Raw genomic sequence first — 15,406 nt, forward strand, 5'->3', positions numbered from 1 at the left:
AAAAAAAAATGCTGGAATTCAAAAGAAACTCAGCATAACAGAAAAAAAATATTCAAATTTAAATGAGTAATTTCAAAAAAATAGTTCCTTTTATATATCCATATAAAAAATACGCATTCTTAAACATTTTCTTTAATGTTTTATATGCACTTTTCAGCACCCTTTCTTTTGTTGCTTTAATACCAATGCTTCAGGTTTTGTTTGACAAAACAAAAGCGAATCATGTAAAACCTGTATTTACAGGAATCTTAGACCTGAAAGAATACGGAGAAAACTATTTAAGTTACTATATAACTACAACGAAAGGTACTCACGAATCCGGTTACATTTTGGGAATTATGGTAACGATCATAATTTCGATTTTCTTATTAAAAAACCTGGCAGATTATCTGGCAATGTTTTTTATCAACTTTTTACGAAACGGAGTTTTAAGAGACATGCGTAATGCATTGTATAAAAAAACACTGGAACTTCCTTTGGCTTTTTATTCTGAGAAAAGAAAAGGAGATGTTATTTCGAGAATTTCTGCAGACGTAAACGAGGTTCAGACTTCATTTTTAGCTATCCTGGAACTTATCGTAAAAGAACCTTTGACTATCATTTTTACGATAACCGCAATGTTGATTATTAGTGCTAAACTGACTTTGTTCGTTTTTATTTTTATTCCTATTTCCGGATATATTATCTCATTGATTGGAAAACAGCTTAAAAAACAATCCAGCAAAGCACAGGAAGAACAAGGAAAATTTTTATCGACAATCGAAGAAACGATTGGCGGATTGAAAGTGGTAAAAGGTTACAATTCTGAAAACTATTTCAATACTGTTTTTCAGGATTCTACAAAACGTTTTTTTGATTTATCCAACAGCATCGGAAATCGTCAAAATTTAGCCTCACCTGCCAGCGAATTTATGGGAATTACTGTAATTGCTATTTTACTTTGGTACGGAGGTCAAATGGTTTTAATTGACAAAACTCTTGAAGGCGCCGCTTTTATCGCTTACATGGGATTAGCTTACAACATTCTTACACCAGCAAAAGCAATTTCTAAAGCTTCTTATGGTGTCAAAAGAGGAAATGCCGCTGCAGAACGTGTGTTGGAAATTCTAGATCAGGAAAACTCAATTACCAGTAAAGAAAATGCTATCGAAAAAACAACTTTTGATGACAATATCAACATTCAAAATGTTAACTTTAAATATGAAGAAGAAATGGTTTTAAAAGACTTTTCTCTAAAAATTAAAAAAGGACAAACTGTTGCGCTTGTTGGTCAGTCAGGAAGTGGAAAAAGTACAATAGCCAATTTACTGACTCGTTTTTATGATGTAAATGACGGAACTATTTCTATTGACGGAATCAATATTAAAGATTTTAACCTGCAATCACTTCGCGGTTTAATGGGATTGGTTACTCAGGACAGTATTTTATTTAATGATACTATTAAAGCTAATATTTCGTTAGGAAAATTAGATGCTACAGATGATGAAATTATTGAAGCTTTGAAAATCGCTAATGCTTACGAATTTGTAAAAGATCTTCCAGCCGGAATTTATACCAATATCGGAGACAGTGGAAACAAACTTTCAGGCGGACAAAGACAACGTTTATCAATTGCTCGTGCAGTATTGAAAAATCCACCGATTATGATTCTGGACGAAGCAACATCAGCTTTGGATACTGAAAGCGAAAAATTTGTTCAGGTTGCCTTAGAAAATATGATGCAAAACAGAACTTCTATTGTAATTGCGCATCGCCTTTCAACGATTCAGAAAGCAGATGTCATTGTAGTAATGCAAAAAGGAAAAATTGTTGAACAAGGAACGCATGAACAATTAATTGCTCTAAACGGCACTTACAACAAACTGGTAACGATGCAGTCATTCGAGTCGTAAAACAATCTCAAAATATCTTACACAGATTAAGGAAATATTAAAACTGAGTTTAATTTCTTTAATCTGTGTTTATTTTTCATAACTTTAGGTTAGTTAAAGAATAAATCATTTAACCTCAATAAAATGTATCTTAACAACCCTAATCTTACTCTTCCTAAAGATCCCGATACTGTAGTTTGGAAATATCTGGATTTATCAAAATTTTTGGATTTACTGCTTTCGAAAAAGTTATTCATGTCACGATCTGATAAATTCGAAGACCAATATGAAGGCACTTTCAGCGAGCCTACTTACGAAGAAATCAAGAAATTAGCGATCGATAATCCTGAGTTCCTTAATTATTACAAAACACACAGGGAACAAGTTGCTGTAAGCAGTTGGCATATTAACGAATACGAATCATTTGCCATGTGGCAGATTTTCACTCAAAACAGTGAAGGACTTGCCATTCAGTCTACAATCGGGCGATTGCAGAAAGCGGTTAAACCTGAAAACAATTTTGATCAGTATATCGGCGAAGTCAATTATATCGATTATAAAAAAGAATATATTCCTTTTGAAGACTTATTCTTTCCCTTTTTATTTAAAAGAAAAAGTTTTCAATATGAAAGAGAAGTCCGCATTCTAACCGACACCTCAAAAAGTGATATAAAACTCAACGACGGTTTAAAAATTAATGTCGACATCAATCAATTAATCGAAAAGATTTACATTCATCCAAAATCAGAGAACTGGTATAAAAAACTGGTTATTGAATTGGTGGAACGCTTAGGCTTTGATTTTGAAATCGAGAAATCAGATTTGGAAAGTGATATTTTGATTTAGAGATGCTAAGATTCTGAGTTACTGAGATACTAAGTTTTTTTTAGCCACAGATTACACGGATTAAAAAGATTTTTTTTTCAAAACATAAATAAAGCCTGTTAAAAATTATATTTTCAACAGGCTTTATTTAGCTCAAAGATGGGAAAATCTTAGAATCTTAGCATCTCAGAACCTTAGTAGCTTACTTAGATAGGTTTATAACTTTTAACTTCCCATTTTTTTGAAGCTAAATCTATATAATTATAATGCAAAACATCATTTTTATCAAACTGACCATTTTGGTTGGTATCTTCGATTGTTCTAAAATACAGACGGTTTTTAGATTCGATTAAATTCCAGTCTACTAATTCTTCCAGATCTGCCGAGACTTTGGTAAAATTTTCTCCGCTGATATCACTTAAGTACAACGTTTTAATATCGCTGGTATCAATTTTCCCATCTTTGTTAGTATCAGAATCTGTCAGCGTGTAAACCATTACATTATTATGAGTTCTGTCTGCAACTGTTTTTAAATACGTTGCTGTTAGAATTAAAACCGGTTTATCTGATAAAGGACGAATTGAATCTGAATCTACTTGTTGGAATTTCAAATTTTGCAAATAACCTGTAATTTCATATTCGCCTAAATTAGAAATCGTAAAACTCACATCGTTTACACTCGAAGATCCGTAACGTGCTTTTGAGCCTCTTTCAAAAACTCTTAAATCTCCCACAGGATGAATCAAGTAATTGGTTCCTTCCATTTGAATTGGCAAATCGGCAATTTCAATTTGAGTCGTATCTGTTTTGGCAATACTTACCTTGTTTGAAACATCATAACTTACTTTTGGCTTTTTTACTTCCTCACGGCAACTAATTACGGTTCCGACAAGGATTAGGGCGATATATTTAAAATACTTTTTCATCTACAACGATTATATACGATTACCAAATATACTATTTTTGATTGTAATTTCTGTTTTTATTGAATTTTACTAAGCAATTATAAAAGCGATTATAACCTCGCATTAATCTTAACGTTAAAAACCCTCGAAGTCATATAATTTGGAATCGCATATTGATTTTTAGAATATACATCACGAACCCAGGTATTGGTAATCGCATTTTGATTATTAAAAAGATTGAAAATTTCTAATCCTACAGCTAATTCTTTAAAATTTTTCAGCCAGCCTTTTTTTGTGTTTTGTGTACTGCTGTCAACAAAAACTTTAGCAAAACCAATATCAGCCCTTCTGTAATCATTTAACCTGCTTTGATACAAATACGGATCAGAATAAGCTGGCGCTCCGCCCGGAAGACCTGTATTGTAAACTAAATTCAGATATACTTTTACACTTGGAATATTCGGCATATAATCCTGAAACAGCATCGCAAATTTCAATCTTTGGTCTGTCGGACGGGCAATATATCCTTTGTTTTCGTAATTTTCCTCCGTTTTCATATAACCAAAACTCACCCACGATTCTGTTCCTGGAACAAATTCTCCATTCAGCCTAAAATCTAAACCTTGCGCATAAGCTTTAGCATTATTATTGGCTACATAACGAATTCGGACATTATCAATAGAATATACATTGACATCTGAAAGTGATTTATAATAAAGCTCTGTAACCCATTTAAAAGGGCGATTCCACATTCTAAAATTATAATCGTTGCTCAAAACGACATGAACCGCTTCCTGCGCTTTCACATTCGGGTTTACCACTCCATCCAAATCACGGAGTTCTCTGTAAAATGGCGGTTGATGATATAATCCTCCAGAAATCCTGAAAACCATATCACGCTCCCAATCCGGTTTTATGGCAAACTGCGCACGCGGACTTACCACAGTTTGATTTTTTCCTTCTTCAGAGACTCCTGAAACATTCCAGCTCTGAAAACGAGCTCCAAGATGGTACCAAACTCTACTTGAACCTATTTCAGTTTGTTTGTTCCATTGTGCATAACCAGAAAACCTATTGATTGTATTGAAATTTGTGGCGCGAATATCCTGATAAGGCAATAACGGTCCAGTATAAGGACTATAAGGCTGATTATTTTCTGGCAAAATTGCGATTGGCGGATTTATAGAGAATCCGGCAGAATCAATCATTTCCCACTCTACTACTCTATCCCGAATAGATTCTCTAGTATATTTTAAGCCAAATTCCAGCTGACTTTCTTTCCACTCTTTTGTCCCTTTTAATTCGATATTAGCAATTAATGCATCCAAATCATTTCGGGCATGATTTAGTTGCGAACCAATTCCACGCGTAAAATCTATTGCAGATGGATCTGTTGGATTTTCAGGATCAACATTTCCTAAACGATATTGCGCTAAAATATCAAAATGCTCTTTCTCTGTTGTATGAAATAAGGAACCAATTAGCTTTAGCGTAAGCGAAGACGAAGCTTTATAAGTTGTTTTCAAAGCACCAAAATAAGTATCATATTGGTCTTTTTCCTGACCTTGATAATAAACCGCAAGCGCCATCGGCTGATCAATTGTTCCGAATTTAGTTTCGCGGGTTAAAGGCTGATACAGATATTTATTTTCTGAAATATTTCCAAGAAAACTCATCTGCCATTTTTCAGAAATATCATAATTAATATTCGTCTGAATATCTCCAAAAGTCGGCGTATAATTGGTTTGCGTATCCTGACTATTTACCAACAGACTATTATTTCGGTAACGAACTCCCGTTACAGCTGACCATTTTTTATTTTTAGAAACCAAATCTACAGAAGCGCTTCCGCCCAAAAAACTGGCTTCAAACGAAGCGCCAAACTGAGTTGGTTTTCTATACGTAATATCTAAAACCGAAGACAATTTATCGCCAAATTTTGCCTGAAATCCACCAGCAGAAAATTCAACATTTTGCACCAAATCGGTATTGGTAAAACTCAAACCTTCCTGCTGTCCTGAACGAATTAAAAACGGACGATATACTTCAACTTCATTCACATAAACCAGATTTTCGTCATAATTCCCTCCGCGAACCATATATTGTGAACTTAATTCATTATTGGAATTTACACCCGGAAGCGTTTTCAGAACATTTTCGATTCCCGCATTGGCTCCCGGAATCTTTTTTATGGTTTCAGTATCAATAGTTGCAATTCCCTGAACTCGTTTTCTATTTCCCGAAGAAACAAAAACTTCCCCCATTTGTTCCTGAGAATTGTTCATAATCGGATTAAAAACAAAAACTTCATTTGTTTTTAAATTAACCGTTAAACTGATCATTTTTAAAGAAACATGGGTAAATATCAGAGAGACCTTTCTATTGGAAGGAACTGTAATTTCAAAAAAACCATTCGAATCAGATTGCACAGAATTTCCCTGCGAAGAAATATTTACATTTGAGACAGGATGTTTGTCTGTATCTAAAATGACTCCTTTAATACTGGCCGTCTGCGCTAATGAAATACAGCTGACAAATACGAAAAGAAAAGCGAATATAAACCTGTTATGATTCAAAGATTAGGGTTTTATTTTTGTTGACTTCTAAAAAAATGAGTTTCAAAGATAGCAGTATTTCCTACATTATCAACAACTTCAACTTTTAAATCATTTGGCCCTTCATTCAGTAAAGCATCGTCAAAAACATGCGTAATTCTTCTGGCTTTGTTTTCATATTCGAACAAAACCCAGTTTCCGTTAATATAGCCGTTATAAGATTTTATTCCTGATAACGAATCACCAATTGTAAGATCAATCCTCTTTTGATCACTTATCCATTTGTCCTGAATTGGTTTTGCAATTTTAATAACTGGCGGAATAGTATCCAAAACCAAACCGTATGTCCCTAAAATTTTAGCTTTGGCTGTAAAAACATCACCTTTCCTTATAGTGCCGTTATGACTTGTTCCTCTTCCGATATACAATTTATCTCTTAAATTTTCGGGATAAGAATCGTCTTTTATTGTTATGGTGAAATTGGAATGAACCGGAACGGTATCGTCGTGAATGTAAAGTTTTTTATTTCGAACATCAAAGTTCATCTTAAAATCTTCATAGAAAGTTCCGGCCGGAAAAAACACCGACATATTGTCTTTTTCAAAATTAGAATCTTTGTTGTATCGAACAAAATATGGAGCTGTAACGGGTTCTGAATCTACAATTGGAGTTACACTGTCAAACTCAATAGGAACAGTAACTGTTCTTAAATTCCCAAAATAATCCGAAACTTCTATTCTATAAGTCGAAGTCAGATTCGGTTCTGTTTTTATAATACCGCGAAGTGAATCTGTTTTAATAATACTTAAAGCAAAAGGCGTTTTCATGAAAAGCTTCTGCACGCGCTGACTCGTTTTTTTATATCTTGAATAATCAATAAATGCATTGATGTAACGCATTTCATCAAAAGAATAAGTATTGAACTGATAATTATAATTTGGATCTCCGTTTAAAAAACTGGTCACATTAAAGACACCGTTTTTGTTATAGGAAACATCATCGGTATCTATCGCATTGATTCCGAAACCAATTTTTCCGTTTGCTTTTACTTTTGATGCTAAATAATTCCCATCTTTTTGAAGTGTCATTGTTAATAACAAAGGCTGTTTAGACTGATTGACAGTTGCATTATCCAGAGGATAAACATAAAGACTGGACAACGTTGGTTTTTTGGTATCTTTTATATTTTGGTCAAAGCCAAAGAAAATCGGATTGATTACAAATTCGGTTTTAGTATCGCGAATTTCAAAATGAAGATGTGGTCCTTCAGATGAACCCGTATTTCCTGACAAACCTATAATTTGCCCTTTAGTAACCGGAATTTCATCCGGCTTTGGAAACATTTCGATTTCATAGGCTTTCTCTCTGTAATGCGTCGCCTTTACATAATCTAAAATAGCTCCAACAGGAGTCTGTAAATGCCCATAAACAGAAGTATAACCGTTTGGATGTGTGATGTAAATACATTTACCGTTTCCAAAAGTCGAAATCTTAATTCTCGACACATAACCATCTGCAATTGCGTGTACGCTCAAACCTTCTCTCTGATTGGTTTTTAAATCAAAACCAGCATGAAAATGATTTGGTCGTAACTCTCCGAAATTACCGGAAAGCTGCATCGGGATATCAAGCGGAGGACGGAAATAATCTTTAGGATATTGCGTTTGAGCAAATAGAAAATTACAAATCAAAAGGGTAAGTACAGAAAATCTCATAAGCAACATTTTTGCTAATATAAGCAAAAATCAACCAAAAAAAGCAAGTAAAAAACTACAAAAAATACAATTAACTGAAAAACATTGATTTATCTATTTTAATGCAAAAAAATCGATAAAAAATTGCATTAATAAAAAGGAATATTAACTTTGTAGGATTAAGTAATGAATAGGATGTATAATGAGTGTAATTGCAGAAATAATTGATACTCTTGAATATAAAGTCGAAAAGCTTTTTGAAAAATCAAAAGGTTTGGAGAAAAATAATCAGGTATTGCGATTAGAACTAGCCAAAGCTGCGCAAATTATCCAGAAACAATCTGAAGAAATTGAAGCTTTGAATAAGCAAAATGAGACACTTAAGATAGCCAATTCGTTACTTGGCAGCGACAATAACAAGAGAGAGACAAAGCTTAAAATAAATTCATTAATTCGCGAAATCGATTACTGCATAGCACAACTATCAGATTAGTAATATGGACGGAAAGCTTAAAATTAAAATATCAATTGCCGATCGTGTTTACCCGTTAACGGTTGAACCAACTCAGGAAGAAGGACTTAGAAGTGCTTCAAAAAAAATTGATGCTATGATAAAGCAATTCGAAGAAAATTATGCGGTTCGTGACAAACAAGATGTTCTGGCTATGTGCGCATTACAATTCGCATCGCAGGTAGAACAAAAACAAATTGATAACGCAATCGATGGAGAAGAAACTATCGAAAGAATTAAAAGATTAAACACGCTTTTAGATCAATATCTCGAAAATTAAACGTTCTTTACAAAAACTAAGATACTGCCTACATTAGTTCACAATTGGTAAACTCAACACTAACAATTTAGAATGAGCAAATCGTCGCTACTATAGTATGCCCTCCTTTTGGCTGGGAAACTTGAACAGTGAGTTAGCTCAAAACTTGTCTTTACGAGTTTATACAAGCAATTAATGTAGGCTTTTTTTATATATAAACCCTAACAAACATGGACATCATAACGATCATTATTGGTATTGTAGGTATTGCGGCAGGTTTTGCAATAGCTAAAATTATCGAGAAAAGTAATATTTCAAACCTCATCAAAAACGCTAAAAAAGAAGCTGCTTCAATCCTAAAAGACGCTAATTTAGAAGCCGAAAACATTAAAAAAGATAAAATCCTTCAGGCAAAAGAGCGTTTTATCGAATTGAAATCGGAACACGAACAAGTTATTTTAGCACGCGATAAAAAAGTAGCTGAAGTAGAAAAACGCGTTCGCGACAAAGAATCTCAGGTTTCAAACGAACTTTCTAAAGCTAAAAAAGTCAATGACGATTTTGAAGCTAAAACTGCTGAGTACAACAATAAAATTGAGGTTTTAGACAAAAAACAGGCTGAAGTTGACAAACTTCACAAAAGCCAGTTACAGCAATTAGAAGTAATTTCCGGTCTTTCTGCTGAAGAAGCAAAAGAGCAATTAGTGGAAGGTTTAAAAGCAGAAGCTAAAACTAAAGCCATGTCTCACATTCAGGAAACTATTGAAGAGGCTAAACTTACTGCGCAACAAGAAGCGAAGAAAATCATCATTAATACTATTCAGAGAGTTGGAACTGAAGAAGCGGTTGAAAACTGTGTTTCTGTTTTCAACATTGAATCTGATGATGTAAAAGGTAGAATTATTGGACGTGAAGGACGTAACATTAGAGCGCTTGAAGCAGCTACGGGAGTTGAAATCATTGTTGACGATACACCGGAAGCAATCATTCTTTCTTGTTTTGATCCTGTTCGTAGAGAGATTGCTCGTTTGTCTTTACACAAATTAGTAACTGACGGACGTATTCACCCTGCAAGAATTGAAGAAGTTGTTGCTAAAACAGCAAAACAAATCGATGACGAAATTATCGAAGTTGGAAAACGTACGGTAATCGACTTAGGAATTCACGGTTTACATCCTGAATTGATTAAAGTTGTTGGTAGAATGAAATACCGTTCTTCTTACGGACAAAATTTATTACAGCACTCAAGAGAGGTTTCTAAACTTTGCGGTATCATGGCTGCAGAATTAGGACTAAACGTGAAATTGGCAAAAAGAGCTGGTTTATTACACGATATCGGAAAAGTGCCGGATACAGAAAGTGATTTACCACACGCATTATTGGGTATGCAATGGGCTGAGAAATACGGTGAAAAAGAAGAAGTATGCAACGCGATTGGAGCACACCACGACGAGATTGAAATGAAATCATTACTTTCTCCGATTATCCAAGTTTGTGATGCTATTTCTGGAGCTAGACCAGGCGCTAGACGTCAAGTTTTAGATTCTTATATCCAACGTCTGAAAGATCTTGAAGATGTAGCTTACGGATTCAGCGGAGTTAAAAATGCTTATGCAATCCAAGCGGGTAGAGAACTTCGTGTAATTGTAGAAAGCGAAAAAGTTTCTGATGATAATGCTGCAAACTTATCTTTCGAAATTTCACAAAAAATTCAAACAGAAATGACTTATCCTGGACAAGTTAAAGTAACAGTTATCAGAGAAACAAGAGCTGTTAATATTGCTAAATAATCGAGGATATATTATATAAAAAGAAAGGCTGTCAATTGACAGCCTTTCTTTTTACCTCTAATTTAAACCTCACATATCATTAAAAACGATTTTAAAGCTCGTTCCCACTCCTACTTCACTTTCTACCAAAACTGTCCCTTTCATCGCTTCTATTTGATTTCTGGTGATATACAGTCCAATTCCGCGGGCTTCTTCATGTTTATGAAAAGTTTTATACATTCCGAATAATAAATCTCCGTACACTTTCAAATCAATCCCTAATCCGTTATCTGTAATTTTAAGCGATTTAAAACCTTCAGGCTCCAAAGCAAAATCAAACACTATAACAGGATCTCTTTCCGGATGGGCATATTTTATAGCATTGGTTGTAAAATTCAACAAAACACTCTCCATATACGCCGGATTAAAATTAATAGTCAAATACTTCGGAACATTATTTATTATTGTCACGTTGCGTTGTTTATCGTATCCTTTGATGGTTGAAATCGTTTTTTCGATATACTCGCATAACTTCAAAGGCACAACTGCAATATTGATATTACTTTGCGTTTTTACAATCTGAGTCAGATTTGAAATGGTCTCATTTAAATCATTCGAAACGGTACGCAAATGTTCCAGCATTTCTTCGACAGTCTGTCTGCTCACGTCGGCATCAATAAAATCTAAAATCGACTTTATGTTTCCGGCTTGCGTATTTAAGTTATGCGAAACGATATGCGAAAAGTTTAGCAAACGACTATTCTGATCGCTATACAATTTCATCGTTTTTATAAGCTCCAATTCTTTTTCTTTCTGAGCAGAAACATCTGTATGCGTTCCAATTACACGTAAAGGTTTTCCGTTTTCGTCACGTTTAATTACTTTCCCACGATCCAGAATCCATTTATAATTACCACTTGATGTCATTACACGATGGTAATTTTCATAATATGGAATTTTATTATCAAAATGTTCCTGAATGTCCGAGTAATATTTTGGCAGATCGTCTGGATGCACAATTTTATCCCAGCGTTCCGGATCATCAAAAATATCAGTTGATTCCAATTCTAAAATTTTAAGCGAAAGCGAAGAATAAAAGACACTATTAGTGACCATATCCCAATCCCAAATTCCGACAGTAGAAGCATCAAGAGCAAATTGAAAACGTTCTTCGGATATCCTAAGCTTTTCTTCTTTGTCTTTTAATTCTGTTATATCCGAAACATGTCCGTAAAAAACAACATTGCTATCCATAGCCAATTCTGTTTTCGCCGAAATCTTAAACCAGCGGATTCCTTTTTTAGGAAGGATAGCTCTGAACTCTATTTCCCAAGGGGTAATTTCTTTTCTGGCTTTAACCAAAGATTGAAAAAAATACTCACGATCTTGCGGTACAATTCTATTGTAAATTATAAGCTTTATATCATCAGTAAAATCGGTCGCAGAAAGCTCAAATATTTCATCTGCCGACTTGCTTACAAGCGGGAATGAATAATTATTATCAGTATCAATAATAAATTGAAAAAGTAAGTCAGGCATTTCGGCCAACAATTTTTTATAAAAATTATTTACCTCCAAGCAATCGTCATTCCCATATAAATCAAAAACCATATACTACTTCTTTATGTAAATAAAATATTTAGATTTTTTCTTTAAAAAAGAGAGAAAAATCACAACTTATTTCATTATTGTTTTTATTACAACAACATTTTAACACAATATATAAATTTTTACAACAAAACAAACGTCACTTTCAAAAAATTATTTTCTTGGATGAAAACTATGCATCACTTCTTTTAAGAAACTGCGATCTAAATGCACATAAATTTCAGTTGTTGTAATTGATTCGTGGCCTAACATTAATTGAATCGATCTTAAATCTGCACCATTTTCAAGCAGATGTGTCGCAAAGGAATGTCTTAGCGTATGGGGGCTTATATTTTTTTTCAGATTAATTTTTTGAGCTAAATCTTTTATAATAGTAAAGATCATAGCTCTGGTTAATTGATTTCCTCTTCGATTTAAAAACAAGGTATCCTCAGCTCCTTTTTTGATATTTAAATTCGGACGGACAGCATTTTTATAAATATCAATATACTTTTGAGTTAATGACCCTATTGGAACAAATCTTTCTTTATTTCCTTTACCGGTAATTTTAATAAAACCCTCATCGAAGAACAAATCTGAAATTTTAAGCGTCGTTAATTCCGAAACACGAAGTCCACAACCATAAAGCGTTTCAAGAATAGCTCTGTTTCGCTCTCCTTCATTGGTACTTAAATCTATCGCATCGATCAAATTATCGATTTCCTGAAGCGATAAAGTATCCGGCAACTTACGACCCGTTTTTGGAGCTTCGATTAATTCCAGCGGATTATCATTTCTATAATCTTCAAAAACCAGATAATTAAAGAAACTTTTTAGTCCGGAAATAATTCGTGCCTGTGATCTTGGATTTACTTCTTTTGCAACAGCATAAATGAACTGTTGTAAAGTTTCGTCGGAGATTTTGATTGGCGAAACCTCAATTTGATTGGTTTCTAAAAAAAGACAAAGCCTTTCAATATCAAAGCCGTAATTTTCAATCGTATTTTTAGACAAACCTCTTTCGATCCTCAAATACGACTGATAATCTTTAATATATCTGCTCCAATTCATATTTACAAAGTAAGTGATTTTTTGGCATAAAAAAACCTTCCTTTTTTAGAGGAAGGTCTTTTTCAATATTTTAAAATCCTGATTAAAATTTATATCCTACTGATACTGAAAAAACACCATTATGAACTTTTGAATCATCACCGGCTTCAGTTTTAGCAATATTAGCTAAACCTAAATTATATCTGGCGCTGGCAAATATATTCTCAGTAAACTCATATCCGGCTCCAAAATTTAATCCAAAATCAATTGATTCAAAATTTTCCTTGATATCTTCTTTATTGTCTATATTAAGCTGATCTACTTTTACTCTTGCTTTTGCTGAAGTTAAAAACCCAATTTGAGGACCGGCTTCAATAAAAAACTTTTCTACAGCAAAATATTTGAACATAACCGGTACATTAATATAATCGAAATTAAAACATGTTTTTGTTTTATACCCCTCTACCTCCATATCATCAAATCTGGTACCTTGTGTAGAGTACAAAAGCTCAGGCTGTATTGCAAATTTCTCAGAAAATTTTATTTCAACGAAACCACCTGCATGAAAGCCAAATTTTGATTTCAGGTCCATTCCGTCTGTATCACCCGATAAACTTGACAAATTCAAACCACCTTTTACTCCATACTTAACTTCTTGTGCATTTGCAAATCCAAATGCCATAACTGCCATTGCAGATAAAATAATTTTCTTCATTTTTTTGTTTTTGGTTAAAATTAATTGAACCAAATATAAAAATTTACCTATAAAAAACGCATAAGCTAAAATTTTATTTGTTAAGATTTATTATAAAAAAAAAAAACCTTCCCAAGAGCAGAAAGATTTATTTATTAGTCGAAAACAATTAAAACTTGTAATTAAATCCAATATTTAAAGATGATATATCCCCATCATTTGCAATTACCTTACAGGCAAAAAAAATAATATTTTTCATTTAAAAATAATATATAAACAAAAAGCCTTTCAAAATGAAAGGCTTTCAAATATTCTATTTTAGAAAATTAGAATTTATAAGCTAAAGAAAGTGCAAAAACACTGTTTTTGGGGCTATCAAAATACTCATCAAAATCTTGTGCATTGTAATCTGCTACATTGGAAATACCAACAGTGTAACGAATGTTTACTGAAAGATTATCGGTAAAATTGTATCCTCCTCCAAAGTTAAAGCCAAAATCAGTTGATTTGTATGCGTCTTTCGCATCTTCTCCATCAACTTTAGCAGAAACTAAGAATCCAATTTGAGGACCTGCCTCTACTGTCCATTGTTTTGTAATAAAAAATTTAGCTAAGACTGGTACATTAATGTAGTTTAATTTAGAATTTACATCTAAATCATCAAGTTTTGCACCTTGAGTTGAAAATAAAACCTCAGGCTGAATTGCCAATCTTTCAATTACTTTGATTTCAGCAAAACCTCCAACATGAAAACCTACTAAAGATTTAGCATCCCAGTAATTCCCACCGGCAAAAGTTGTTAAGTTAAGTCCTCCTTTTACTCCAAATCTGGTTTCCTGAGCATTGGTAAATGCAAATGCCATTATTGCGATGGCAGATAAAATAATTTTCTTCATCTTAATTTGTTTTGGTTAAATTTAATAACCAAATATAAAAATATTCTTCATAAAAACTAATTTGGATTTTAACAAATAAAATAGTAATAAGTATAGATATGGTTAATTGAAGATGAATTTGGTCTTAATTTTTTATATAAAAAGAGAAAAAGCCTTTTCGTAAATATGAAAAGGCTTTTTAAGAAATGAAAGTTCAATTTAGAATTTGTATCCTAATGACAATGAAATTACATTATTATGAATTTTACCACCTTCTTTAGAATCTGAAATATTTGAAAGACCAAAATTATATCTCAACCCAGCTGATAAATTTTCTGTAAAATCATACCCTGCTCCGACATTAAAACTAAAGTCAGTTGTTTTAAAAATATCTTTTATATTATCTTTTCCAGAAGCAACTTTTCCATTGTAACTACTTTCCCAATTTGATTTTGCTGATAATAAGAACCCAGCTTGTGGACCAGCTTCGACACTCAACTTATCGATAATATAGTACTTAGCCATAATAGGAATATTCAAATAACTCATGCTAACTTTCTCTTTAGAAAAAGAATCTTCAAATTTGGCTCCTTGAGCAGAATATAAAAGCTCTGGCTGAATCGCGAATTTATCTGAAAGCTTAAATTCTGCAAAACCACCTACATGAAAGCCAACTTTAGATGATGCATCTTCAATATCACCTGTAAAATTTGAAAGGTTAACACCTCCCTTTACTCCAAACTTAATATCCTGCGCATTAACAACCCCAAAACTCATCACTGCAATAGCAGCCAAAAAAAAATTTCTCATG

The 15,406-nt window shown here is 33.2% G+C and carries 13 protein-coding genes; 5 read left to right on the top strand and 8 right to left on the bottom strand.

Annotation, left to right across the window (positions count from 1 at the left end; genetic code table 11):
* Positions 1-62: 62 nt before the first annotated feature.
* Entirely contained in the window at positions 63-1,892 is a 1,830-nt protein-coding gene (locus tag HYN56_RS00605) for an ABC transporter ATP-binding protein (RefSeq protein WP_109190418.1), read from the top strand.
* Between the two features lie 123 nt (positions 1,893-2,015).
* Complete coding sequence (locus HYN56_RS00610; RefSeq protein ID WP_109190419.1) at positions 2,016-2,717, top strand: DUF2971 domain-containing protein; 702 nt, start codon at positions 2,016-2,018, stop codon at positions 2,715-2,717.
* A gap of 185 nt (positions 2,718-2,902) precedes the next feature.
* On the opposite strand, the gene HYN56_RS00615 is transcribed toward HYN56_RS00610, so the two are convergent.
* From HYN56_RS00615 to HYN56_RS00625, 3 genes are all read right to left on the bottom strand, one after another.
* Entirely contained in the window at positions 2,903-3,622 is a 720-nt protein-coding gene (locus HYN56_RS00615) for a CREC-EF hand family protein (RefSeq protein ID WP_091497321.1), read from the bottom strand.
* 89 nt (positions 3,623-3,711) lie between these two features.
* Positions 3,712-6,177 (bottom strand): TonB-dependent receptor, encoded by a 2,466-nt coding sequence (locus HYN56_RS00620; RefSeq protein WP_109190420.1) that lies wholly within the window; start codon positions 6,175-6,177, stop codon positions 3,712-3,714.
* An 11-nt stretch (positions 6,178-6,188) separates the two neighbouring features.
* Positions 6,189-7,871 carry a M23 family metallopeptidase gene (locus HYN56_RS00625; protein ID WP_109190421.1) on the bottom strand — a complete coding sequence of 561 codons (1,683 nt, stop codon included), beginning with the start codon at positions 7,869-7,871 and terminating at the stop codon, positions 6,189-6,191.
* 181 nt (positions 7,872-8,052) lie between these two features.
* Between HYN56_RS00625 and HYN56_RS00630 the strand changes: the two genes are divergently transcribed.
* The 3 genes from HYN56_RS00630 to rny all read left to right on the top strand — a co-directional run bounded on the left by HYN56_RS00630 (position 8,053) and on the right by rny (position 10,410).
* Positions 8,053-8,343 carry a hypothetical protein gene (locus HYN56_RS00630; protein ID WP_109190422.1) on the top strand — a complete coding sequence of 97 codons (291 nt, stop codon included), beginning with the start codon at positions 8,053-8,055 and terminating at the stop codon, positions 8,341-8,343.
* A gap of 4 nt (positions 8,344-8,347) precedes the next feature.
* Positions 8,348-8,641, top strand: coding sequence for a cell division protein ZapA (locus HYN56_RS00635; protein ID WP_109190423.1), 294 nt, complete (start codon positions 8,348-8,350; stop codon positions 8,639-8,641).
* Positions 8,642-8,850: 209 nt separating this feature from the next.
* Positions 8,851-10,410 carry a ribonuclease Y gene (gene rny / locus HYN56_RS00640; RefSeq protein WP_091497308.1) on the top strand — a complete coding sequence of 520 codons (1,560 nt, stop codon included), beginning with the start codon at positions 8,851-8,853 and terminating at the stop codon, positions 10,408-10,410.
* Between the two features lie 69 nt (positions 10,411-10,479).
* On the opposite strand, the gene HYN56_RS00645 is transcribed toward rny, so the two are convergent.
* From HYN56_RS00645 to HYN56_RS00665, 5 genes are all read right to left on the bottom strand, one after another.
* A complete protein-coding gene (locus tag HYN56_RS00645; RefSeq protein WP_240622638.1) occupies positions 10,480-11,928 on the bottom strand; it encodes a PAS domain-containing sensor histidine kinase in 1,449 nt (482 codons plus the stop codon).
* 222 nt (positions 11,929-12,150) lie between these two features.
* Positions 12,151-13,047, bottom strand: a complete 897-nt coding sequence (xerD, locus tag HYN56_RS00650; protein WP_109190425.1) for a site-specific tyrosine recombinase XerD — start codon at positions 13,045-13,047, stop codon at positions 12,151-12,153.
* Positions 13,048-13,129: 82 nt separating this feature from the next.
* Positions 13,130-13,741 (bottom strand): porin family protein, encoded by a 612-nt coding sequence (locus HYN56_RS00655; protein ID WP_109194688.1) that lies wholly within the window; start codon positions 13,739-13,741, stop codon positions 13,130-13,132.
* Between the two features lie 305 nt (positions 13,742-14,046).
* Complete coding sequence (locus HYN56_RS00660) at positions 14,047-14,616, bottom strand: porin family protein (RefSeq protein ID WP_109190426.1); 570 nt, start codon at positions 14,614-14,616, stop codon at positions 14,047-14,049.
* 198 nt (positions 14,617-14,814) lie between these two features.
* Positions 14,815-15,405: a porin family protein gene (locus HYN56_RS00665; protein WP_109190427.1), complete on the bottom strand. Its 591-nt coding sequence runs from the start codon at positions 15,403-15,405 to the stop codon at positions 14,815-14,817.
* Position 15,406: the final 1 nt, after the last annotated feature.

Source organism: Flavobacterium crocinum, assembly GCF_003122385.1.
Taxonomy (GTDB): domain Bacteria; phylum Bacteroidota; class Bacteroidia; order Flavobacteriales; family Flavobacteriaceae; genus Flavobacterium; species Flavobacterium crocinum.

Coding starts and splice junctions, on each gene's coding strand:
- HYN56_RS00605 (WP_109190418.1), top strand. CDS start 63: ATGAGTAATTTCAAAAAAATAGTTCCTTTTATATATCCATATAAAAAA.
- HYN56_RS00610 (WP_109190419.1), top strand. CDS start 2,016: ATGTATCTTAACAACCCTAATCTTACTCTTCCTAAAGATCCCGATACT.
- HYN56_RS00615 (WP_091497321.1), bottom strand. CDS start 3,622: ATGAAAAAGTATTTTAAATATATCGCCCTAATCCTTGTCGGAACCGTA.
- HYN56_RS00625 (WP_109190421.1), bottom strand. CDS start 7,871: ATGAGATTTTCTGTACTTACCCTTTTGATTTGTAATTTTCTATTTGCT.
- HYN56_RS00630 (WP_109190422.1), top strand. CDS start 8,053: ATGAGTGTAATTGCAGAAATAATTGATACTCTTGAATATAAAGTCGAA.
- HYN56_RS00635 (WP_109190423.1), top strand. CDS start 8,348: ATGGACGGAAAGCTTAAAATTAAAATATCAATTGCCGATCGTGTTTAC.
- rny (WP_091497308.1), top strand. CDS start 8,851: ATGGACATCATAACGATCATTATTGGTATTGTAGGTATTGCGGCAGGT.
- HYN56_RS00645 (WP_240622638.1), bottom strand. CDS start 11,928: ATGCCTGACTTACTTTTTCAATTTATTATTGATACTGATAATAATTAT.
- xerD (WP_109190425.1), bottom strand. CDS start 13,047: ATGAATTGGAGCAGATATATTAAAGATTATCAGTCGTATTTGAGGATC.
- HYN56_RS00655 (WP_109194688.1), bottom strand. CDS start 13,741: ATGAAGAAAATTATTTTATCTGCAATGGCAGTTATGGCATTTGGATTT.
- HYN56_RS00660 (WP_109190426.1), bottom strand. CDS start 14,616: ATGAAGAAAATTATTTTATCTGCCATCGCAATAATGGCATTTGCATTT.
- HYN56_RS00665 (WP_109190427.1), bottom strand. CDS start 15,405: ATGAGAAATTTTTTTTTGGCTGCTATTGCAGTGATGAGTTTTGGGGTT.